This window comes from Kitasatospora sp. NPDC086801, assembly GCF_044745805.1.
Classification (GTDB): Bacteria; Actinomycetota; Actinomycetes; order Streptomycetales; family Streptomycetaceae; genus Kitasatospora.
Map to the genome: position 1 here is coordinate 71,566 of NZ_JBIVAX010000019.1, position 21,923 is coordinate 93,488.

A 21,923-nucleotide genomic window follows, 5' to 3' on the forward strand; every position below is an offset into this window, starting at 1 on the left:
CCATCGGCTCCGGCTGAATCCGATCGACCATGACGCCAACTCCGCTGCCTTTCACTCAATTCGTCGTGAAAGTGCACAGCCGGTGTGATCTCGCCTGCGATCACTGCTACGTGTACGAGCACGCCGACACCAGTTGGCGTCGACGCCCCAAGGTCATCGGTGACGAAGTCCTGAACCGGATCGCCGAGCGGATCGGCGACCACGCGGCCGCGCACCGGCTGCCCGCCGTCCGGGTCGTCCTGCACGGGGGAGAACCCCTGCTCGCCGGCCCGGACCGGTTGCGTCACGCGGCCAAGGCGCTCCGAGCGGCCCTGCCGACCGGCTGTGCACTCGACCTGCGCATCCACACCAACGGTGTGCAACTGGACGACGCCTACTGCGAACTCTTCGCCGAGATCGGCATGAGGGTCGGCATCTCGCTCGACGGCGACCGCGCCGCCAACGACCGCCACCGTCGCTTCGCCGACGGCCGCAGCAGCCACCCGCACGTCCTGCGGGCGGTCGAGCGGCTGCGCCGGCCCGCCTACCGGCACCTCTACGCCGGGCTGCTCTGCACCGTCGACATCGAGAACGACCCGGACGCCGTCTACCGCGCCCTGGCCGAACTCGACCCCCCCGCCGTCGACTTCCTGCTGCCGCACGCCACTTGGGAGGACCGGCCGAAACCGGCCGTCGATGGTGCGCGAACGCCGTACGCGGACTGGCTGTTGGCCGTGTACCGGAGGTGGGACGCCGACGGCCGGCCGTTCGCCGTCCGCACCTTCGAATCCGTCCACCGGACGTTGCACGGGCTCTCCAGCCTCACCGAATCGCTCGGCCTGGAACCCTCCGACCTCGTCGTCCTGGAGACGGACGGCACCTTCGAACAGGCCGACAGCCTCAAGACCGCCTACGACGGCGCGCCGGAGACGGGATACGACGTCTTCTCGCACAGCCTCGACCAGGTCGCGCTGCACCCCGGCATGACCGCCCGTCAGTCGGGGCTCGCGGGGCTGAGCGCCGCCTGCCGGGCCTGCCCGGTCGTCCGCAGCTGCGGCGGCGGCCTGTACGCCCACCGGTACCGGGCCGACACGGGCTTCGACAATCCCTCCGTCTACTGCGGTGACCTCATGAAGCTCATCAACGAACTCGCCGGCGACGCCGCCGGTTCTGCCTCTGGTTCCGCTGCCGGTTCCGTTGCCGCGGCGGGTCCTTCCGTACCCGCCCAGGCCGGGGAGCCGGTGGTGCCGGCCACCCTCACCGAGCGGCAACTCGACCAACTCGCCCGTGGATACGGGGACCAGGACACCGTACGGGCCCTGTCCCGCGCCCAACTCGCCGTCACCCGGGCGATGCTGGCCGCCGCCTGGGACGCCTCCGGGCAGCCCGGATCGGTGGCCTGGGCCCTGCTGTCCGAACTCGACGCGAGCGCACCCACCGCCGTCGACGCCGTCCTCGCCCACCCGTACGCCCGCGCCTGGGCCGCCCGCCGGCTCGCCGGGGACCTCACCGTCGGGCTCGGCCCGCTGGCCGCCCTGGCCGCCGCCGCCGCGGTCCGCGCCGGGCGGGGGGACGCGGTCGCGGTGCCGGTGCGCGGTGGGTGGCTGCACCTGCCGACCCTCGGGCGGACCGCCGCCCCGGACGGGGAGGCCGTCGTCACCGGCCTGGCCGACGGGTTCAGCGTGCGGGCGTCCGACGGATCGCTGGCCACCGCCCTGGACCAGCCGCTGCGGCAGGTCCGGCTGGCCGGCGGGTGGACGGTCGCCCTGGAGGACGTCGACCCGTTGCGCGACAGCCACGACCACGCCGTGGCGGGCCGGCTCTCCGACGGCGAACTGCTCGACTGGACCGGCGCGTTGCGCGAAGCCTGGGAACTGCTCGGGCACGACCTGCCCGCGTACGCGGAAGGCCTCCGGGCCGGCCTCACCACCATCACCCCGCTCCGGCCCGGCCCGACCGGACGGGACGTCAGCTCGGCCGCCCGGCAGGCCCACGGCGCGGTCGGCATCGCCCGGCCCGCGACCGCGCCGACGCTCGCGCTGCTGCTCGCGCACGAGTTCCAGCACGTCAAACTCGGCGCCGTACTGGACCTGTTCGACCTCCACGACCCGGCCGACGACCAGCTGTACCTCGCGCCCTGGCGGCCCGACCCGCGCCCGCTCGAAGGCCTGTTGCAGGGCACCTACGCGCACCTCGCCGTCACCGAGTACTGGGGCACCCGCGCGCTCGCCTACGACGGGCTGCCGGGCGAGGCCGCCGACCGGGCGCGCGCCCAGTTCGCGCTCTGGCGCCGGTACACCGCCGAAGCCGTCGACCGGCTGGCCGGATCCGGCGCACTCACCGCGCTCGGTTTGCGCTTCGCCGACGGCATGCGTGAGAGCGTCACCCCGTGGCTCGCCGTACCGCTGCCCGCCGCAGCCGAACGGGCCGCCGACCGGGCCCGCCACGAGCGCGGACACGAGCGCGGACACCAGCGCGGACACGCCCGCCTCGCCGAAGCCTGACCCAGAGGAGCGGCCATGCGCACCGTCACCGCCCTCACCGGCACCGCCCTCACCATGGGGCAGCTGGCTGCTGGCTTCGCCGAACTCGGCGTCCGCCCGGGCATGGTGCTGCACGTCCAGGCCTCGCTGCGCGCCCTCGGTCCGGTGGACGGCGGCGCCGCCACCGTCGCCGACGCGCTGCTCCACCTCCTCGGCCCCGACGGCACCCTGGTCGCCTACACCGCCACCCCCGAGAACTCCGCCACCTCGCGCATCCACCAGACCGCCACCGCCGGCCTCACCCCGGCCGAGACCGCCGCCTACCGGGCCCGGATGCCGCGGTTCGACCCGGCGAACACCCCCTGCTCGCCGACCATGGGCGCCCTCTCCGAGGAGATCCGCACCCGCCCCGGCGCCCTGCGCAGCCGCCACCCCCAGACCTCCTGGACGGCCCTCGGCCGGCACGCCCACGAGATCACCGCCCACCACCCCCTCACCTCCCACCTGGGCCCCGACTCCCCGCTCGGACGCCTCTACGACCTCGACGCCCGGGTGCTGATGCTCGGCGTCCCGATGGCCCGCCTCACCGCCTTCCACCTCGCCGACCAGCGCATGCCCGACGTCCCCCTGCGCGAATACCGCTGTGTCGGCCCCGCCGGCTGGCTCACTTTCCAGGCCCCCGACCTCGACGACCTCCACTTCGCCGACCTCGGCACCCGCGTCCTCGCCGCCGCCACCGGCATCACCACCACCCACCTCGGCACCACCGACTGCCGCCTCGCCCCCGTCCGCGAAGCCGTCGACCTCGCCGAACACCTCCTCCGCCCCTGACGGTCCTGTTCAGCGCCCTGGTGCGTAGGAAGTCGGCCCCACCGACTTCCTACGCGATCGAAGCGCGGTCGGCAGTGGGGGGGGGAGGGGATGCCGGACCTGGGCCGGTTCGGCGTGACCATCGGTGTAGACGGTGCACAGTCCGTCTGACTGGATGATCCTGGTAACACCGTCCCGGCCCGTTGACGACCGCTCCGCGCCGCTCTAGAACGGAGCGCAGGCCCCGGACACGGCAGGACGTGTCGCGGCACGGACTGCCGGGGCACCCCCGAGAGATCCTGAGGAGCAATGCCATGGCTCCAGACGACAACGGCTGCCCGGTGCTGGACATGACCGCCCGGGCCCTGCACCAGCAGAACGCGGAGCTTCGCGCCGCCGGGCCCGCCGTGCGGGTCGAACTCCCCGGCGGCATCATCGCCTGGTCCGTGACCCGCAGCTCGGTGATCCGCGCCCTGACCGGCGATCCGCGGGTCTCCCGCGACCCGCGCAAGCACTGGCCCGGCCTGGCCTCGGTGCCCGAGGGATGGCCGATGGGCCCGATCGCGTTCCAGCAGAACTTCTTCAACCGCTACGGCGACGAACACCGCTCGGGGCGACGACGGATGGCGCCCTCGTTCTCGCCCCGCCGGGTGTCCGCGCTGCGGCCCGGGATCGAGGCGGCGACCGCCGCCCTGGTCGGCGCGTTCCGTGACCTCGGCCCCGGCGAGGCCGTGGACCTCCGCCGGGCCCTCTCGCTCCCGCTCACCATGACGGTGATCTGCGACCTCTTCGGCGTACCCGCCGGCATGCGGCCGCAGATCGGCCGGTCGATGGACACCCTGCTGACGACGACGGCGACGACCGAGCAGATGACGGCCTCCCGGGCGGAGATCAACGTGGTGCTGACCGAACTGCTGGAGCTCAAACGGCGCGACCCCGGGCCCGACCTCGCCAGCGACGTGGCCGCCGTCAGCACCGGCGGCGACACGGGCCGCGCCGAGGAGGAGTCCCGCGACGAGCTCTTCCTGATGCTCGGCGCCGGGTACGAGACCGCCGTCAACCTCATCACCAGCGCCGTCCAGGCGCTCCTCACCCACCCCCGCTACCTGGCCCAGGTCCGCGAGGGCGCCCTCGCGTGGGAGGACGTCATCGAGGAGACCCTGCGCCACGAGAGCCCGGTGATGCACATCCCGCTCCGCTACCCGCTGGAGGACATCGACCTCGGCGAGGGCGTGGTCATCCGGCAGGGCGAGCCGATCCTGCTCGGATTCGGCGCGGCCGGCCGGGACCCGGAGGTCCACCCGGACCGGCCGGACGACTTCGACCCGACCCGCCCCGACAAGGAGCACCTGTCCTTCGGCTACGGCCCGCACTTCTGCCTCGGCGCACCCCTGGCCCGGCTGGAGGCCGAAGTGGCCCTGGGCGGCCTCTTCGGCGCCTACCCCGGCAGCGTCCTGGACCCGGCCAGCCCGACGCCGGCCCGCCTGGAGTCCGTCATCATCAGCGGCCCGGCCGAGCTCTGGATCGTCCCGAGGCCCACCGCAGAGTGACGGCGGCACCTGGGGGAAGGGCGGCTCCCGCGAACTCGCGGGAGCCGCCCTTCCGTCGAAGGCGGCGACGTTCCTGTCGAGCCTCCCTGTGCGTAGGAAGTCGGTGGGCCCGACTTCCTATGCAGGGCCGGATGCTTCTACACAGTGGCCTCACAAGCTGTCATCGCGGCGGCCAGCACGCGTTTCCGAGTGATCCATTCCGTATTGCCGGCTTCGACTGAGCGCCGTAGGGCCTCGATCATCTCTTCGTCGGCTGCAGCCGGTCTGGCCAGGTGCGCCCGCATGTAGTGCCTGAAGATTGCCGGCAACTGCTCGGGCCGGGTTGCGGCCTTGGCCTGCAGGGAGAAGAGGGGGAGGAACCAGGCTTCGAAGCTCTCCTTGATCGCCGGGGTGGCTCGGTATGCGTCGTGGAGCGGTTGAAGATCTGCCGTGTGGTTGTAGGGCAGGTGTCCGTGGAGGGCATAGCGGAGGCGGATGCCGTCGTGTTCGCGGAAGTGCAGGCCGTGGGCGGCGATGTGGTTGGCGGCATTCTGGGTGGTGGCCATGACGGCCACCTCCGCCCGGTGCCTTCGGGCTGCGGCGAGGACGGTGGCATGGATGCCGGCGCGCGGGTCGAGCACGAGGCGGTCGAGACCGACTGGCGACAGGTCGATGCCGTGGTCGCGGGTACGGGAGAGGATCAGGTGCCCTGGAACCTTGCCGACGGTGCCCTGAAGGTGTCTGGGCTGCTGTCGGTGACTGGCGTGGATGTCCGAGCGGTCGAGGATGGGGCGGTCCTTGGCGAGTTCGGCGACAAGGTGAAGGCTTGTGCGGTCCCGGGTGTCGGTGCTGCCGCAGGCGTTGCAGGGGCGGCCACCGGTACCGGTCATGTGGCCGCAGGCCCGGCAGGTGGGAACGGTCTCACGGCTGATGGTCAGGGTGCCGGCGCGGAGGTTGTTCTCGATCATCTCCAGGGCGAGGCTTGCGACCTCAGTGTCGGTGTCGGTCATGATGCCGCCTGCCGGAGACTGCCCCGGCGCGTACTTGCTCGCGATGAGGTCGGCCTCAAAGCGCTGACGGGGGATCTTCGGCCCCTCAGCCTCGCGGTGGCGGAGGTCTCCGGCGAGGGTGGCGGTGTTCCACAGGTGGGGTGCGGGCGGTGAGCCGAGGATGGCGTTGAGGGCGGCGGCGAGGCGGATGCCGACGGCCTTGCCGGGGCGGGTGCCGAAGATGAAGGTCCCGTTCTGGACAGGGCCGTTGAGGAACAGGTGTCGCACGGACTCCTCCTAGATCGGCGGGGTCGTGGTTCGCGTCCGGGTGAACCGGCCGTCTCGCAGTTCGTAGTGGAGGATCGCGGCGTTGGGCATCTTGCCCTTCCGCTCCTCGGCGAGGATCTCGGGCAGGGTGCAGGCTTCGAGTAGGGAGCGGAGTGCCACTGCGGCGGTCTGGTGGGTGAAGGCGACGATGGTGCTCGATTCCTGGAGTTCGGCCTGGGCGAGGGCGGCGAACTCGGTGGCCCGGTTGAGTACGCCTTCGGCGAGCGACTCGCCGCCACCCGGTGCGGTCCAGAGGTGCTTGCGCAGGCGGCGGTCCTCGGCGAGTTCGGGGTAGCTGTCGTTCAGCTCACGCTTGGTCATGTAGGTGGCGTCGCCGTAGTGCTGCTCGTCGAGGAGCGTGGTCTGCTGGGGCCAGCCGTCGGGGATGTCGGGCAGGGCGATCGCGGCGGTGTCGATCGTCCTGCGGTAGGTCGACGTGTAGACGCGTGGCGTGGGGCCGGCGAGCTTCGGCAGGATGCCGGCGAGCCACTGGGCCTGCCGGAAACCGTGCGGGGTGAGGCCGACGATCGTGCGGGAGATGGTGTGGGCGACGGCTCCGGTGCAGGGGCGCGGGTCCTGGTAGAAGCCGTGGTACTTGTCGGCGTTCTCGACGGACTCGGCGTGCCGGATGACGAGCAGGGCCACCGCGCGGCGCCTACGCGGCGAGGTTGGCGACGTAGGAGCCGCTGACGGTCCAGGGGGTGAGCTCGATGCCGAAGCTGCTGCGGTCGCCGTCCTGGGAGTGGACGAGTTTGCCGGACAGGTGCACGGTGTCTCCGGATCGGAACGCGCCGGTGTAGGCGCCGAGGTAGGAACGCATGTGGGTGATCCGGCGGGCGAAGGAGTCGGGCTCGTCGATGGTCGAGCTCAGGATGGTCCTGACCTTGATCCCGTAGAGCGCCGGGGTGGTGAGGCCTTCGGCGTGGTCGGTGATTCTCGCGAGGAGGGAGATCTCTCCGATCTCCTTGGAGGAGATGCGGGAGAAGGGTCTGTCGCGGTCGGAGCGGATGGGTTCGCAGTTGATGTGCGCGCCGGAGCTGGAGGTGAGCCCCTGGAGCTTTCGGCGTTCCTGCTTGATGAGGGCCTCGAAGGAGCTGCCCTCCATGTACTTGGCCCGGCGGATGTACAGCCGGGTCAGGTCGTCTCCGTCGTAGGGCTTGATCAGAGTGGTCTGCTGGAACAGGTCCTGGGCGGCCTCGTAGCCCTCCGGCCCGTAGCAGACGAGGTCGATGTCCGAGCGTTCGTTGAAACAGCCGACGAGAAAGGACCCGGTGACACCCAGGAGATCCCGGGCGCCGTTCGCGGTGATCCACTCGGTGATCGCCAGGAGGTCCTTGCCTGCCGGATTGTCGGCGACCGCTCCGGGTTCCTCATGGATGGCAGAGAGGGCCTGGCGGCACGAGTAGTGGACGGCGACGTCTTCGCGCGGAATGCCCGTGATGACGCAGCCGAGGGCGTCGGAGTAGACGTAGCACTCCGGTCGGTCGGCAAGGATGCCGAAGGATTTCGACACGACACTGTTCTGCCGGTAGGTCCGGCCGAACACCCGCCGGTCCCCCTTCTCGTCCGGGTGGTACTTGACGTAGCCCAGGTAGTGGCTGCCGGGGTGGCTGTCCCCGATGACCTTGAAGACGACGCCGTGGTGATCCATCAGGTAGTCACGGTCGCGGACGATGGGGACCGGCCTACCGGTGTTCAGCGGCGAACTGCTCCAGAGCGGGGAAGGCTCCGGTGTCGATCGTGGTGGACGACTCATACTGCTCAAGTCCCATCGAGAAGAGGGCGCGGCGGTACTGCCACTTGATGTGCTTGTCATGCCCTGCGGGGTGAGTGGGCCGCATGAGGGCGAGGAAGAAGAAGCACTTGACGAGCAGGAAATCGCCCAGGTGATCGCTCACCCGCCGGCCGATCAGGGACGTGCTGGTCCGGTCGAGTGCGACGGTGTACGTGGCGCGCTGCTCCGAGGTGATGGTGTAGCCCTTGCCTCCACCTTTGAAGGCCACGATGTCGAGCGCCGGGTACACGTCGTAGCCGAACGGGATCGGTCCGTGGTGCTGCCAGTCGATGATCCCGGCCGTGAGGATGTTGGGCAGACCGTAGTCCAAGTGCCCGTGCACGATGGGGAGTCGGGACAGCCGGTCGAGGGCGTGCTCGACGGCATGGTGGACCCGCGGCGTGTCGAAGTCCGGGTTCTCCTCGAAGACGGCCGCTGCGAAGGCCGCCTTCTCGAACCACGGGGTCGAGGGCAGAGGGTGCCTCGCCTGGGCCTGTAGGAGCTTCGAGGCGACGGCGGCCGCGGTGCTGATCACGTGGTCGCCGACCTGTCCGGCCCGCTGAGTGTCGGCCAGGGCGTCCTCGTGCAGTGAGCTGTTGCCGATGGTGCGTTCGATGGCGAAGTAACTTCCGCCTTCGAATCCGCTGTCGACAATCGCAGGTACGGGGTATCCAAGTCCGGCGGCCAGCTGCTGGAACTCGACTTCCGCCCGCAAGTCCTCTCCGCCGGTCCGCTTGTAGAGCGAGCCGTCAGCCGATCTCCAGACCGCACCCCGGGTGGCGGTCCGGTCCTTCACGAACTCCCAGGTGTTCATCGGCCCGTCCTTCTGCCGTACCGAGTCGCCGTAGCGCAGGCGTCCAGACTAGGAGGGTTCGAGCAGGCCGGACAACGATATTCCCGTCAGTGAATAAATATCACCCACGGTAGATCATCGACCATTCGCTGAGCCGCCCCCTGGCCTCGTCGCCGAAGAGGGCGGATTCTTCGAATATCGAGAAAATTTCACGATAGCGCTGGATGTCCCGGTGATCGCGAAATGCGAGACGGCCGGTGAACGACTCCACAGTGGCGAGGCGGTCGTCGTACACCGTGAACGTGTTCATTGGTCCGCGAGTAATAAGTGTCCCATATGGAATCACGCCGATTCGAACGGACGGCAGATGGGTGAGCGATGCAAGGCGGTCAATCTGGACGGCCATTGCCTGAGGAGGAAGCAGTGCCCACTTCACCGCCTGCTCCGTGAGCAGGAACGTGAATGACTTTGATTCGTCGTAGAGAGCCACCTGGCGTTCCAGCTTGCGGCCCACGATGATCGCCCTGTCGCCGGGGGAGTGGCTCAAGCTGGCCCGAATGTACTCGGGCGTGGCCAGGAGGCCTGTGATCATTGCCGGCAGGAAATATCGCAGCTCTGTCGCGTCCGACTCCAGCGACGCCAGCTCCGCCTGTCGCTTTTCGATGCCCCGGCGCCATGAGGTTCGCTTGTCCTGCCACTCGGTATTGGCCGTACGAGCCAGCGAGGATACTTCCCGGACGAGGGCGGCCGGAGCCCCAAGAGCCCTGAGGATGCGCTCCACATCGACGAGGGTCGGGGTCAGTTTTCCGGTCTCGATCTTACTGATCTTGCTCTGGGAGATGCCACAACGCACCGAAAGCCGGTCTCCTGTGAGACCGGCTTCCAGGCGGAGCCTTCTGAGCGTTTCGGCCAGATCGGACTTCGACCGGCCGAGCTGATCTGGATCGAGCGTCACCCGAGCTCTTTCAGATATTCGGAAAACGGCACGGAGTGAGCCAGGGCGATTCTTTTCCACTCGCGGTGGCGGCGCATGTCGCCGCTGACCAGCTCCCGGTTGATCTGGGTGCCGTCAGGTCGGAAGTTCAGGTGGACCGCCGAGGTGTCATCGAACAGCCACCAGTCCTGGTCGGGGATACCGAAGTTCCGTTCAGTGGCGTCCAGGATTCGAATGTCTTCCCCGGCGGCGATGTTGCCGGGGATGCCCCAGGCGAACTGGTACCGCTGGTAGTCCGTGAGGGGGCGGCGCACCACCCGGACGCGGCCGATCGTCCGCCCCGAGGAGACGAAGCCGTGCACCCTCCGGTGCCACGCCGCGTTGTGATCGACCGGCTTCGGCTCGCCGCGCAGAAAGCGGGCCAGGCTCTCTGCTTCCCTGGGCATGGTGTAGGCGGGCTGCGCCTCGAACCGGAACGCTTCGTGCTGGTAGCTGTCGAAGTGAGCGCGCCACTGGTCACCATCCAAGAGCACGGATGGCCTCCTCCAGGACGTGTCGGGGAATCTCGACGGCGGACTCCCCGGTGGGCACCTTCAGGGCCGTGAAGTGGTCGCCCTGGACCACGAACGTCCCTCGGTCGGTGGCGTACACGTTCGGGCAGTCGTCATCGTCGCAGTTCGGGCCGTTGAACTTGCCGGTAAGACGCAGCAGTTGCGGGTACTCAGCCATGCTGACCCCTTCCAGGTCGAGTGCCTCCCAACCCATCAACGACGCTAAGGCCGGCTGCGGCGCCTGTCCAAGCCGTATCGGGCATATTCCCGATCTGGAATAAGAATCTTGCCGGGGGTCTCCCGCTCTGACGCTCCGGGGAGCTGTTGACCGGCGGCTCCTTGCGAGGGGCAACCGCTGGTCCGGCTGAAGTCCGTCATCATCAGAGGCCCGGCCGAGCCCTGGAGCTGATGTGCTCCAGAAAGCGCTTGGAGAAGATCGTCTCGGCACTGGTGTCGGCGAGAGAAGGTGACCCGCTTCATCGCGCCGATACGATCTTTCCACCCGTCCTGGCCGCGCTGGAGGAGCAGACGTGACACAGCAGACTGCCGAGGAACGCCCGGGAATCGCCGCCGCGATCGTGGCCCACGAAGGCCGCGTCCTGATGGTCCGGCGGCGGGTCAGCGAGGGCCAGCTCTCGTGGCAGTTCCCGGCTGGTGAGATCGAGTCCGGCGAGTCGCCCGAGCTGGCGGCTGTCCGAGAGACGGCGGAGGAGACCGGGCTCGGTGTGGCCGCGATCAAGCTCCTGGGTGAGCGCGTGCACCCGAAGACCGGCCGACTGATGTCGTACACGGCCTGTGAGGTCGTCAGCGGCACCGCCGAGGTGGTCGACACGGAGGAGCTGGACCAGCTCGCGTGGGTGGCTCTCGCCGAGATCCCCGAGTACGTGCCGTACGGGCTGTTCGAGCCGGTGCAGGAGTATCTCGATACCGCGCTCAGCGCCGATCGGTAGGCGGCGGCTCCCGCGAGTTCGCGGGAGCCGCCCTTCTGCGCTGTGTGGGTCAGGCGGTGAAGTGGTCGAACTCGCCGGCCTTGGCGCCGAGGAGCCAGGCGTTGAGCTTGGTGCGGGTGGTGGTGACGATGTGGGCGGGGTCGTCGGACTCGCGGATGTAGACCAGCTCACCGTCGGAAGCGACCTCGATGCAGTTGGTCTGCTCCCCACTGAAGCTCGACTTCTGCCAGTTGAGCTGTTCCATGCTTACCTTCCCTGTACTGCGTACCGAATGTGCTGGAGCAAGCCCCATGAGTCGCGATATGAGGGCGATAGCTCGGATGCGCTGGCCGTCAGAGGCGGGAGTGCCAGGCCTTTGAGTCGTTCGAACTGTCGCCGGAACGAGGCTACTGCTTCGGGCTCGCCAAGGAATGGTGAGCCCTGGGGCTGTTCCATCAAGACGGTGTCGAGCTTGGAGTGTCGGCCGTGAAGCAGCATGAACGGGGTGTCGGCCGAGGCGAACACGGTGCAGTCGAACGGCAGGATCTGGATGGTGACGTGAGGCAGCTTGCCAACCTCGGCCAGGTGGTTCAGCTGGTCACGCATGACGGTAGGTCCGCCGTACATCGTTCGTAGCGCAGCCTCGTGGATCACGGCATGAAATGGCGTCCCGTTCTCGACGCTCAGGATCCGTTGCCGCGACTGTCGGAACTCGACCGTCTTCTGCGCGTATTCGAGGATGACCTCGCTGTAGCCCTTGGTCTGGAGCAGGCCAGGGATCAGTAGCGTCTCGTATGTGTCCAGGCGGGTAGCGCCGTGTTCGAACTCGGCGAGATCGAGGGCTGACGTTGGAACGTAGGGCCGGTAGTCGGTCCACCAGCCCTTGCCGTTGCTCTGGCCCATGGCGAGAAGGCCTGCTCGATACTCGGGATCGTTGGCATGGCAGGCGTCGAGCCAGAGGGCCAATCGCTCAGGATTGATACCAAGCCTGCCCGACTCGGTGTGGCTGACGGCTGGTCCCTTCATGCCGACCAGCTCGCCGAGTTCTGGAAGGGACATGCCTGCGCTGGTGCGGAGACGCCGCAGCTCATCGCCAAGTCGACGCTGTCGTTCGCTGATTGCGGTCCTGAATCCCATGCACGTGCCCTTCTCGTGCAGTAGTTCGGCCAACGAGTGGGCCGCCTACTGAAAGTGTAGATCTAGATGCGGAGAGTGTTGCAGGATTGTGGTGATTGGCCCTACAGTCCACTCACCAATCACTTTGCACCGCTGGGAGATTCCCCATGTGTGACCCCAACCTCAACTCCCCCTCCCTCACCGTCTCTCGCGAGGCGTTGCGCGACACCATGGCGCGCGCCGGGTACCCCAATTCCTCCATCGGGGATGCCGAACTCGCTCTCGTGGAGCTGGTGGTGAACGCCTGGCGGCACGGGTTGACCGCCGCGCCCGTCGTCCTGGTCGCCGTCGTCCACGGGACGCTCCGCGTCACCGTCGCGGACCGCAGCCCCGTGCTGCCCGAGCGGCGGAAGCCCGACCTGCTCGCCCAGTCCGGGCGGGGGTTGATGCTGGTGGAGGGGCTCATGCACCGCTGGGGAGCGGAGCCGCAGAAGCTCGGCAAGCGCGTTTGGTTCGAGCTGGACGGCGCCGCGTGATCGCCCACCACCCCATCCACCCCGCCGACCCGGCCCTGCGGCAGCTCACCGGGCGGCAGGTCGCCGAACTGATCGTCGATCTCCGCACGGAGGGGCGCGAGTTCGGTCTCCTCTGGCCGTCCGCCCAGCCCGGCGAGACCAATCTGAACGGCCGGGCGCTCGTCTCCATCGGCAACATCCCGGCCAGCACCTTGATCAACCTGCTCGCCCTGCTGCGCGAGTTCAAGCGCCAGCGGGGCCGGGCGTGACGGGCATGCTGGTCCTGATCCTGCTGGCCGCCGCCGTCGGCGGTGTCTGCCAGGCCCGGTCCGAGCGGCTGCGGGATCGCCGGGACCAGGTATAGGTGCCATGCATGGCACGCGGGCCCGCCTCTTTCAAGGCGGGCCCGCGCCATACCGGTCCGTGGAGGTCAGGCGATGAAGTGGTCGAACTCGCCGGCCTTGGCGCCGAGGAGCCAGGCGTTGAGCTTGGTGCGGGTGGTGGTGACGATGTGGGTGGGGTTGTCGGACTCGCGGAGGTAGACGAAGTCGCCGTCGGAAGCGATCTCGATGCAGTTGGCTTCCTCCCCGCTGACGCTCGGCTTCTGCCAGTTGAGGTGGTCCATGGCTACCTTCCTTGTACTCCGTGGCGGACGTGCTGGAGCCACGATAAGCGGGCGCACAGCCGCGTCGTTTCGGTCATGTCAATTCGTGCGACCCGTTGTGCTATTCCCTTGGGTCCTCAGTCGTTCCTACACTGAGACCCCGCCGTACGGGGACTGCGGGAACCAGGTTGCCGACGGGCCCGGGGGAGGCGCGTGTGAACGACCGTGGCTGGGACGAGGACGATGCCCGGCCGTACTTCTTCCTCTCCTACGCGCACACCCCGAAGGCCGGCACGCGCGGCGCCGGTGATCCGAACCACTGGGTCCGCCAGCTGTACCGGGACCTGTGCGAGGCGGTGCTGCAACTGACCACGGTCCCGGCCGGGGTGCCGGTCGGCTTCATGGACGAGTCCATGCACCAGGGGGAGTTGTGGGCGGAGCGGCTGTCGGAGGAGCTGGCGACCTGCCGGGTGTTCGTACCGCTGTACTCGCCCCGGTACTTCAACAGCGTCCCGTGCGGGCAGGAGTGGCACGCCTTCACCCGCCGCCCGGTGTACCCGGCGACGATCGACGCCGAGCGCACCAGCGGCATCGTGCCGGTGCTCTGGGCGCCGATGAGCCGCTACCGGCTGCCCAAGGTCGCGAGTGAACTCCAGTTCAACCACGCCAGTTTCGGGCCGGACTACGCCACCGAGGGCCTGTACGCGCTGATGAAGCTCACCTACTTCCGCTCCGCCTACGAGCTGGCCGTGCACCGGCTGGCGGCGCGGATCGTCCAGGTGGCCGAGGAGACGGTGATCCCGGTCGGGCGGCGGCTGGACTTCAACGGGCTGCCCAGCGCCTTCAACGTGAGCGCGCCGACCAAGCAGCTGCGGATCTCGGTGCTCTCGTACCACCAGGGCGAGGTGCCGCCCGACCGCAATCCCGACTTCTACGGCACCCGGCGCACCGACTGGCACCCGTACCGCCCGGCCGGTTCGCCGATCGCCCAGCACGCGGTGCGGCTGGCCCGGCAGTTGGGGTTCCAGCCGACCGTGCACGAGTTCGACGACGAGGTCGAGTCGATCATCGAGGGGGAGGCCGCCGCCCCCGGCCTGCTCCTGCTCGACCGGTGGGCGCTGCGCGACCCGGACCGCCGGGAGCTCGTCCGCCGCTTCGACCGCTCGGACGCCACCTGGGTGAGCGTCCTGGAGCCGTGGAACACCGAGGACCCCGAGTGCGAGGAACGCGGCGGCGAACTCGGCGAGTTGAGCGACCAGGCGCTGCGCATCACCCGGCGGGCGAGCCGCCCCAGCTTCCTCGGCGTGACCGGCCCGACCGGGCTGAACACCCTGGAGGACTTCGACGACGCGTTGCCCCGGGCCGCCATGAAGGCCAAGTACGCCTTCGAGGGCCGCACCAGGGCCGAGCCGGAGGACCCGCCGACGCCCCGCCCGAACCTGCGGGACGCGTTCCGGCGCGGCCCGGGCGCGGCCCCCTTCGGAGGGGAGGCCCCCTTCGGGCCGGACGGCTTCGGGAACGACGACCACCCAGACCGTGACGACGGCGATGACCCCGATGACGGGATGGCGCCCTTGGGAGGACGACCCAGATGAGCGAGAACCCCACCAGGAACTTCCGCGTCGGGGGCCTCACCGTGGCCGAACTGGCCGCCCAGCGGGAGGCCGAGCGACGGTCCGCGGAGCAGGACCGCAACGGCCGGGTCATCACCTTCTACTCCTACAAGGGCGGCACCGGGCGCACCATGGCGCTCGCCAACACCGCCTGGATCCTCGCCGCCAACGGCTACCGGGTGCTCACCGTGGACTGGGACCTGGAGGCGCCGGGCCTGGCCAAGTTCTTCCACCCCTTCCTCGACCCGGCCTCGCTGGCCGGCACGACCGGGATGATGGACCTGATCGCCGAGTACCGCGAGGAGGCCCTGCGCCCGGTCGAGCACGCCGAGGGCTGGCACCTGGACTTCGCCAGGGTGCACCCGCACGCGCTGTCGCTGTCCTGGCCGCTGTTCCCGACCGGGGGCAGCCTGGACTTCCTGTCCGCCGGCCAGTTCAACCGGGACTACTCCGAGGCCGTCACCCACCTGGACTGGGACATCTTCTACGACCGCTTCGACGGCGGGCAGTTCTTCGACGCCCTCAAGGCGGACATGAGCAAGCGGTACGACTACGTGCTGATCGACTCGCGCACCGGCCTGTCCGACATCGCCGAGATCTGCACCGTCCAGATGCCCGACGACCTGGTGGTCTGCTTCACCCTGAGCGACCAGTCCATCGACGGCGCCTCCCGGATCGCCCAGCACATCCACGACCGCTACCGCGAGCGCGGCATCCGCATCCTGCCCGTCCCGATGCGCATCGACGAGGGCGAGAAGGAGAAGGCCGACGCCGGGCGCGCGCTCGCCAGGGTCCGCTTCGACGGGCTGCCGTCCGGCCTGAACGGCGAGGAACTCTCCGCGTACTGGGGCTCGGTGGAGATCCCGTACCGGCCGTTCTACGCCTACGAGGAGATCCTCGCCACCTTCGGCGACCAGAGCGGCACCCAGACCTCGATGCTGGCCGCCTGCGAGCGCCTCACCGCGATGATCACCCAGCGCAAGGTCACCTCCCTGCCGGCGATGGACGAGGAACTGCGGCTGCGCTACGTGGACGCGTTCACCCGCCGCCGCCCGTCCGTCCCCGCCGACCTCTACCTGTCCTACGTGCCCGAGGACCGGATGTGGGCGGACTGGATCGAGTCCGTGCTCACCCGGGCCGGCTTCCGGGTGCTGCCCCGCGACCTCAGCGCCGGCACCGACCCGCGCGAGGAGACCGAACGCGGCATCGACGCCGCCTACCGGACCGTCGCCGTCCTCTCGCCCGCCTACCAGCGCTCCCCGCAGGCCCGGGCGCTGTGGGAATCGGTGGTCAACTCCGACCCCGCCGGCACCCGGCGCCAGCTCGTCCCCGTCCGCGTCGGCGACGTCAGGCTCACCGCGCCGTTCAGCAACCGCAACCCCGTCGACCTCGTCGGCCGCGACGAGCAGCAGTCCGTCCAGACCCTGCTGCGCGCCCTCGGCCGCGGCGACGTCGCCCTGACCGAGACCAACGGCGGCGGACCGCGCTTCCCCGGCAGCAAGCCGACGGTCTGGGACGTGCCGCCCCGCAACCCCTCCTTCACCGGCCGCGCCGCCGTCCTCGAACAACTGCGCAACCAGCTGCGCGGCGGCATGGCCGCCGTCCTGCCCACCCCGCAGACCCTCTACGGGCTCGGCGGCGTCGGCAAGACCCAGGTCGCGCTGGAATACGCGCACCGCTTCATGTCCGACTACGACCTGGTCTGGTGGATCGACGCCGAACAGACCGAACTCGTCGCCCCGGCCCTCGCCGACCTCGCCCGCCGGCTCGGCCTGCGCGTCGGCGACTCCGTCACCGAAGCCGCCGAGGCCGCCCGGGAGGCGCTGCGCCGCGGCGTGCCCACCTCGCGCTGGCTGCTGATCTTCGACAACGCCGACGAACCGGCCGAGATCCGCCGCTTCTTCCCCGGCGGCTCCGGCCACATCCTGGTCACCTCCCGGAACCAGGCCTGGACCGGGCACGCCGAGGCGCTGGAGGTGGACGTCTTCACCCGCGGCGAGAGCGTCGAGCACCTGTGCCGGCGCGCCCGCGGCCTGTCCCGCCCGGACGCCGACCGGGTCGCCGAGGCGGTCGGCGACCTGCCGCTCGCCGTCGAGGTCGCGGCCGCCTGGCTGGACACCACCGGCACCCCGGTGGAGACCTACGTCGCCCAACTGCACGCCGAGGCGGCCCGCGCGCTGGCCGTCTCCCGCCCCACCGACTACCCGACCCCGGTCGGCGCCACCTGGAACGTCTCCATCGGTCGGCTGCGCCAGCAATCCCCGGCCGCCGTCCGGCTGTTGCAGCTCTGCGCGTTCTTCGCGCCCGAGCCGATCTCGATGAACCTCTTCTACAGCGACCAGATGATCCGGGCGCTGGTGAGGTACGACGCCGACCTCAGCGACAAGTTCATGCTGGGCAAGGTGATCCAGGCGATCGGCCGGTACGCGCTGGCCAAGGTGGACGCCGGCAGCAACAGCTTCCAGGTGCACCGGCTCGTCCAGGCGGTGATCCGGGCCGAGATGACCGACGACGAACAGGAGATCGCCGTCCACGAGGTTCATCGCATCCTCACCGGCGCCCGGCCCGTCCTCGGCGACACCGACGACCCCGCCAACTGGCCCGCCTTCGACGAGATCTGGCCGCACCTGTCGCCCTCCAAGGCACACAACTGCGACGAGGCGGACACCCGCCAACTGCTCATCGACCGCGTCCGCTACCTCTGGAAGCGCGGCGAACTCGACCGCGCCCGCGACCTCGGCCACGCCCTGGACGCGGAGTGGACCAGCAAACTCGGCGAGAACGACCGGCAGACCCTGCTGCTGCGCTTCCAGCTCGCCAACGTGCTGCGCTCCCAGGGCAACTACGCCGAAGCCCTGGCCCTGGACGAGGACACCCTGGAACGCCAGCGGGCACTGCTCGGCGAGCACCACCCGTACACCCTGATGACGGCCGGCTCCCTCGGCGCCGACCGCCGGGCACTCGGCCGGTTCCAGGCCGCACTCGACCTCGACCGCGAAATCCTCGACCAGTTCCGCGAGTTGTTCGGCGACGACAACCCGCGCACGCTCTCCATGGCCAACAACCTGGCCATCGACTACCGGCTCGTCGGCAACAGCGAGGCCGCCCGCGAACTCGACCAGGAGACCCTCGACCGCCGCACCGCCGTCCTCGGCCCCCGGCACCCCTACACCCTCTCCACCAAATCCAACCTCGCCCGCGACCTGCGCGAACTCGGCGACTACCGCGGCTCGGTCGACCTGCTCCAGGAAGTCACCTCCGACCTCGGCGACGTCCTCGACCCCGACCTGCCCGAGAACCTGCGCAACGCCAAGTCCCTGGCCGTCTCGCTGCGCCGCATCGGCGCGCTCGCCGAAGCCCGCCGGATCACCAAGGAGACCTACGAGCGCTACCTGGAGCGCTACGGCGCCGACGCCCCCGACGCGCTCGCCTGCGCGCTCAACCTGGCCGCCGACCACAGCGCCTCCGGCGACAAGGAGGCCGCCCGCGACCTCTGCTCCACCGTCTTCGAGGGCCACCGCCGCCTGTTCGGCGACGAACACCCCTTCACCCTGGCCTGCGCCAACAACCTCGGCATCTACCTGCGCGGCAGCGGCGACATCCAGGGCGCCATCGAACGCGGCCGGCTCACCGTCGACGGACTCACCGACTCCGTCGGAGCCGACCACCCGTACACCCTCAACGCGGTGATCAACCTGGCCAACGCCTACGGCGACGACGGCCAGATCGGCCTCTCCGAGGAACTCGGCCGGGCCGCCTACCAGGGCCTGTGCGAGCGCTACACGCCCCGGCACCCGGACGCCGTCGCCTGCGAGGCCAACCTGTCGATCACCCTGCGCTCGGCCGGCCGGCACACCCAGGCCGCCGAACTGCGGGCCCGCGCGATCGGCGAGCTGATCCGGCAGTTCGGCGAGGAGCACCCCAACACGGTGGCGGCGCGCGGCTGGAAGCGGATCAACCGGGACCTGGAGCCGCAGCCGGTGTAAGCGCCGGTGTGAGGGCCGGTGTGAGCACGGCCTCCGGTCAGGGGCGGGGACGTTGCGGCACCGCCCGGCCGGGGGCCGGGTACGCTGCGGCACCATGAGCGAGCAGACCCCGCCCCCGGTCCTGGTCACCCGACGCCTCGCGCCCGGGGTGATCGAACGGCTCACCGCCCAGCACGCCGTCACCTGCCACGACTCCGACCGGGCGATGGCCCGGCCCGAACTGCTGGCCGCCGTCCGCGGCCGCCGCGCCGTGCTCACCACCCTGGACGACCGGGTCGACGGCGAGTTCCTGGCCGCCGCCGGGCCGTCCCTGGAGATCGTCGCCAACCACGCCGTGGGGCACCACAACATCGACCTGGCCGCCTGCGCCGAACGCGGCGTGCTGGTCTCCAACACCCCCGGCGTGCTCACCACCGCCACCGCCGACATGGCCTGGGCGCTGCTGCTGGCCGCCACCCGCCGGCTCGGCGAGGGCGAGCGCCTGCTGCGCTCCGGCAGCCCCTGGACCTGGGCGCCGAACTTCCTGCTCGGCATGGAGCTGGCCGGCACCCCGCTGGGCGTGCTCGGCATGGGCCGGATCGGGCAGGCGGTGGCCCGCCGGGCCCGCGCCTTCGACATGCCGGTCAGCTACCACAACCGCCGCGAACTGCCGCCCGAGCAGGCCGACGGCGCCACCTGGCGGCCGCTGGAGGACCTGCTCGCCGGCTCCACGGTGCTGGTCGTCACCGCCCCGCTCAGCGCCGCCACCCGGCACCTGCTGGACGCCCGCCGCCTCGCCCTGCTGCCGCGCGGGGCGGTGGTGGTCAGCATGACCGCCGGGGTGGTGGACGAGGAGGCGCTGGCCGCCGCGCTGGAGTCCGGCGCGCTGTTCGCCGCCGCCGTGGACAACTTCGAGCACGAGCCGGCCGTCCCGTCCGCGCTGCTCGCCCAGGAGCGCGCCGTCCTGGCCCCGCACCTGGGCAGTGCCACCGTCCGCACCCGGCAGGCGATGGGCGGCCTGGCGGTGGACAACGTCCTGGCCGTGCTGGGCGGGGGAGCGCCGGTCACCCCGGTGACGGCCTAGACGAACGTACGGGCCTCAGCCCGCCGCCCAGGCCAGGGCGGTGGTCAGCACCCGGAACGCGCCGAAGTGCGCGGCGCCGGGCTCCAGGAAGAGCTCGGCGCCGGGGATGTGGTCGGCCAGCCAGCGGGAGTGCTCGACCGGGGAGAACTGGTCGTCGGCGCCGTGCCACAGCCAGCTCGGCACCGCGATGTCCTCGACCTTGAACCCCCAGTCGGCGGTGAACGCCAGCACGTCGTCGATCCAGCCGTCCGCGCCGTGCCGGAACGCCTCCCGGTAGTTGCTCTGCAGCATCCGCCGCAGCCCGCTGTCGGCCACCACCTCCCGGTCGGCGGGCGACAGTTCGGGTCGCAGTCCGTTCAGCAGCCGGACCGGGTCGTCCTTGATCTGCCGGGAGCGGAACTCCATCGCGTCGGCGATCTGGCCGTGCCCGCGCTCCGCCTCCTGGTAGGCGTGCACGTTCGACGGGGTCATCCCGGCGTACCAGTCCAGGCCGGTCGCGTTGCGCGGTGCCAGGCCGACCAGCACCGCCACCCGGCTGACCCGCTGCGGCAGCAGCGCCGCGCAGGCCAGCGCGTGCGGGCCGCCGCCGGAGCGGCCGAGCACCGCGAAGCCGTCCAGCTTGAGGTCGTCCGCGATGGCCCGCACGTCGGCCGCCGCCGCGCTCACCCGGCGGCCGAACTGCCGGGTCGAGTCGCCGTAGCCGGGCCGGTCGTAGGAGATCAGCCGCACCCCCAGCCGGTACAGCACGGTGCTGCGCGGGTGCGGGCCCACCCGGCTGCCGGGCATGCCGTGCAGCAGGAACACCGGCCGGCCGCGCGGGTCGCCCAGGGACTCGACGGCGAGGGCGCGGCCGTCCGGGGCCTTGACCATCCGTAACGACACCTGCGGCCTCCTCAGTGGTCCCGGTCGGTGGTGGTGCGGATCTCCCGGCGGGCCTGCCAGGTGGTGTGCTCGCGGGAGACCGCGTCCTCGGCGTCCCGGGCCAGCCGGGCCCAGAGCTCCTCGGCGTCCGCCGACTCCACGTCCAGCCGGGCCAGTTGGCGCCGGATGAGCTCCAGTTCGTCGGCGGCCAGCCCGTACGCGGCGGCCAGCGGGCGGTACTGGCGCAGCTGCGCCCACGCGGTGACCGAGGCGGCCACCGCCGAGACGGTGCCCAGCGCGTCGTAGGTGAACGCGCCGAGCGCCCGCAGCACCGCGAGCACCAGCCCGAGCGCCGGGAGCACCACGCCCAGCACCCCGGCCAGGGCCCCGGCCCGGGCGCAGTACCGGGACTTGGCGCGGTACCAGTCGTGCTGCACCTGGATCCGCTCCCGCAGGTACACCTCGCGCCGCACCGCGAGCGGCTGCTCGCGCAGGTCGCGCATCGCCGCCGTGATCCCGGCGAGCTCCGCCCCCGCGCCCGGCGCGACCACCCGGCCGTCCCGGAAGGCTCCCAGCACCCCGCCGAGCTGGACGCGGTACAGGCCCTCGGCGTCCGGCAGGGTGCGCGGCGGCGGTTGGTAGGCGTCCGCCCGGACGGCGAACTTCCAGGCCAGCGTCTTGACCGACTCGGCGGCGGCCCGGCCCTCGTACCAGAGGCCCTGCGGGTTCTGCCGGCTGATCACGACCGCGAGGACGATCGCGCCGAGGTAGGCGGCGGCCGCCGGCCAGGCCCACGCCTCGCCGTCGGCCGAGCCGGTCGCGGCGGCGACCACCAGCAGGAGCAGCTCCCAGGCGGAGAGCAGGACCGAACGCCGCTGGCCGCGCAGCGAGGCCGCGTCGGCGGCCCAGAAGAACCCGGGCAGCAGTTCCCGCTCGCGCACCCACCCCGTCCGTCCCGCACCAGACGCCATGTTCGGCCCCCACCCGTCGCTCCGGTCGCACCGCTCTCCTGCCCCGGGCGGCTTCCCGGTACGCCTGGCCCGCCCCGGGGCCGCCCGCAATGGCCG

At 70.7% G+C, this 21,923-nt stretch carries 21 protein-coding genes; 9 read left to right on the forward strand and 12 right to left on the reverse strand.

Annotated elements, in window-relative coordinates; translation table 11 throughout:
* Positions 1–29 precede the first annotated feature (29 nt).
* The 3 genes from ACIPLC_RS20870 to ACIPLC_RS20880 all read left to right on the forward strand — a co-directional run bounded on the left by ACIPLC_RS20870 (position 30) and on the right by ACIPLC_RS20880 (position 4,822).
* Positions 30–2,483 (forward strand): FxsB family cyclophane-forming radical SAM/SPASM peptide maturase, encoded by a 2,454-nt coding sequence (locus ACIPLC_RS20870; RefSeq protein ID WP_400474487.1) that lies wholly within the window; start codon positions 30–32, stop codon positions 2,481–2,483.
* A 15-nt stretch (positions 2,484–2,498) separates the two neighbouring features.
* Entirely contained in the window at positions 2,499–3,293 is a 795-nt protein-coding gene (locus ACIPLC_RS20875; RefSeq protein WP_400474488.1) for an aminoglycoside N(3)-acetyltransferase, read from the forward strand.
* A gap of 293 nt (positions 3,294–3,586) precedes the next feature.
* The gene (locus tag ACIPLC_RS20880) at positions 3,587–4,822 is read left to right on the forward strand and encodes a cytochrome P450 (RefSeq protein WP_400474489.1); all 1,236 of its coding nucleotides are present in this window, start codon (positions 3,587–3,589) and stop codon (positions 4,820–4,822) included.
* 137 nt (positions 4,823–4,959) lie between these two features.
* On the opposite strand, the gene ACIPLC_RS20885 is transcribed toward ACIPLC_RS20880, so the two are convergent.
* The 7 genes from ACIPLC_RS20885 to ACIPLC_RS20915 form a co-directional block, all read right to left on the reverse strand.
* Complete coding sequence (locus ACIPLC_RS20885; RefSeq protein WP_400474490.1) at positions 4,960–6,078, reverse strand: hypothetical protein; 1,119 nt, start codon at positions 6,076–6,078, stop codon at positions 4,960–4,962.
* 9 nt (positions 6,079–6,087) lie between these two features.
* Positions 6,088–6,762: a histidine phosphatase family protein gene (locus tag ACIPLC_RS20890; RefSeq protein WP_363632108.1), complete on the reverse strand. Its 675-nt coding sequence runs from the start codon at positions 6,760–6,762 to the stop codon at positions 6,088–6,090.
* 10 nt (positions 6,763–6,772) lie between these two features.
* Complete coding sequence (locus ACIPLC_RS20895) at positions 6,773–7,768, reverse strand: hypothetical protein (protein ID WP_400474491.1); 996 nt, start codon at positions 7,766–7,768, stop codon at positions 6,773–6,775.
* A gap of 34 nt (positions 7,769–7,802) precedes the next feature.
* Positions 7,803–8,705, reverse strand: coding sequence for a phosphotransferase (locus tag ACIPLC_RS20900; RefSeq protein ID WP_400474492.1), 903 nt, complete (start codon positions 8,703–8,705; stop codon positions 7,803–7,805).
* A 100-nt stretch (positions 8,706–8,805) separates the two neighbouring features.
* Positions 8,806–9,639: a helix-turn-helix domain-containing protein gene (locus tag ACIPLC_RS20905; protein ID WP_400328115.1), complete on the reverse strand. Its 834-nt coding sequence runs from the start codon at positions 9,637–9,639 to the stop codon at positions 8,806–8,808.
* The gene (locus ACIPLC_RS20910) at positions 9,636–10,151 is read right to left on the reverse strand and encodes a DUF6879 family protein (RefSeq protein ID WP_400474493.1); all 516 of its coding nucleotides are present in this window, start codon (positions 10,149–10,151) and stop codon (positions 9,636–9,638) included. Before ACIPLC_RS20910 ends, ACIPLC_RS20905 begins: the two co-directional genes overlap by 4 nt.
* Complete coding sequence (locus tag ACIPLC_RS20915; protein ID WP_363584986.1) at positions 10,135–10,347, reverse strand: hypothetical protein; 213 nt, start codon at positions 10,345–10,347, stop codon at positions 10,135–10,137. The genes ACIPLC_RS20910 and ACIPLC_RS20915 overlap by 17 nt, the downstream gene beginning before the upstream one ends.
* Before the next feature lie 352 nt (positions 10,348–10,699).
* Between ACIPLC_RS20915 and ACIPLC_RS20920 the strand changes: the two genes are divergently transcribed.
* Positions 10,700–11,119, forward strand: coding sequence for an NUDIX hydrolase (locus tag ACIPLC_RS20920; protein ID WP_363632113.1), 420 nt, complete (start codon positions 10,700–10,702; stop codon positions 11,117–11,119).
* Positions 11,120–11,168: 49 nt separating this feature from the next.
* On the opposite strand, the gene ACIPLC_RS20925 is transcribed toward ACIPLC_RS20920, so the two are convergent.
* Entirely contained in the window at positions 11,169–11,363 is a 195-nt protein-coding gene (locus ACIPLC_RS20925) for a DUF397 domain-containing protein (RefSeq protein ID WP_400474494.1), read from the reverse strand.
* Positions 11,364–11,365: 2 nt separating this feature from the next.
* Positions 11,366–12,235, reverse strand: coding sequence for a helix-turn-helix transcriptional regulator (locus ACIPLC_RS20930; protein ID WP_363584992.1), 870 nt, complete (start codon positions 12,233–12,235; stop codon positions 11,366–11,368).
* A gap of 146 nt (positions 12,236–12,381) precedes the next feature.
* Here ACIPLC_RS20930 and ACIPLC_RS20935 point away from each other — a divergent pair, with 146 nt between their 5' ends.
* Together ACIPLC_RS20935 and ACIPLC_RS20940 are read left to right on the forward strand one after the other, a co-directional pair.
* Positions 12,382–12,750 carry an ATP-binding protein gene (locus ACIPLC_RS20935; RefSeq protein ID WP_400474495.1) on the forward strand — a complete coding sequence of 123 codons (369 nt, stop codon included), beginning with the start codon at positions 12,382–12,384 and terminating at the stop codon, positions 12,748–12,750.
* The gene (locus ACIPLC_RS20940; RefSeq protein ID WP_400474496.1) at positions 12,747–12,998 is read left to right on the forward strand and encodes a hypothetical protein; all 252 of its coding nucleotides are present in this window, start codon (positions 12,747–12,749) and stop codon (positions 12,996–12,998) included. The genes ACIPLC_RS20935 and ACIPLC_RS20940 overlap by 4 nt, the downstream gene beginning before the upstream one ends.
* 161 nt (positions 12,999–13,159) lie before the next feature.
* Here ACIPLC_RS20940 and ACIPLC_RS20945 read toward each other — a convergent pair whose 3' ends face one another.
* Entirely contained in the window at positions 13,160–13,354 is a 195-nt protein-coding gene (locus tag ACIPLC_RS20945; RefSeq protein ID WP_400474497.1) for a DUF397 domain-containing protein, read from the reverse strand.
* Positions 13,355–13,548: 194 nt separating this feature from the next.
* Between ACIPLC_RS20945 and ACIPLC_RS20950 the strand changes: the two genes are divergently transcribed.
* The 3 genes from ACIPLC_RS20950 to ACIPLC_RS20960 all read left to right on the forward strand — a co-directional run bounded on the left by ACIPLC_RS20950 (position 13,549) and on the right by ACIPLC_RS20960 (position 19,995).
* A complete protein-coding gene (locus tag ACIPLC_RS20950) occupies positions 13,549–14,928 on the forward strand; it encodes a TIR-like protein FxsC (protein ID WP_400474498.1) in 1,380 nt (459 codons plus the stop codon).
* Complete coding sequence (gene fxsT / locus ACIPLC_RS20955; protein ID WP_400474499.1) at positions 14,925–18,932, forward strand: FxSxx-COOH system tetratricopeptide repeat protein; 4,008 nt, start codon at positions 14,925–14,927, stop codon at positions 18,930–18,932. The genes ACIPLC_RS20950 and fxsT overlap by 4 nt, the downstream gene beginning before the upstream one ends.
* Positions 18,933–19,026: 94 nt before the next feature.
* Positions 19,027–19,995: a 2-hydroxyacid dehydrogenase gene (locus tag ACIPLC_RS20960; protein WP_400474500.1), complete on the forward strand. Its 969-nt coding sequence runs from the start codon at positions 19,027–19,029 to the stop codon at positions 19,993–19,995.
* Between the two features lie 15 nt (positions 19,996–20,010).
* Here the strand turns inward: ACIPLC_RS20960 and ACIPLC_RS20965 are convergent, their stop codons facing one another.
* On the reverse strand, positions 20,011–20,865 hold the full coding sequence (locus ACIPLC_RS20965) for an alpha/beta fold hydrolase (RefSeq protein ID WP_400474543.1): 855 nt from the start codon (positions 20,863–20,865) through the stop codon (positions 20,011–20,013).
* 23 nt (positions 20,866–20,888) lie between these two features.
* Complete coding sequence (locus tag ACIPLC_RS20970) at positions 20,889–21,797, reverse strand: DUF4231 domain-containing protein (protein ID WP_400474501.1); 909 nt, start codon at positions 21,795–21,797, stop codon at positions 20,889–20,891.
* Positions 21,798–21,923: the final 126 nt, after the last annotated feature.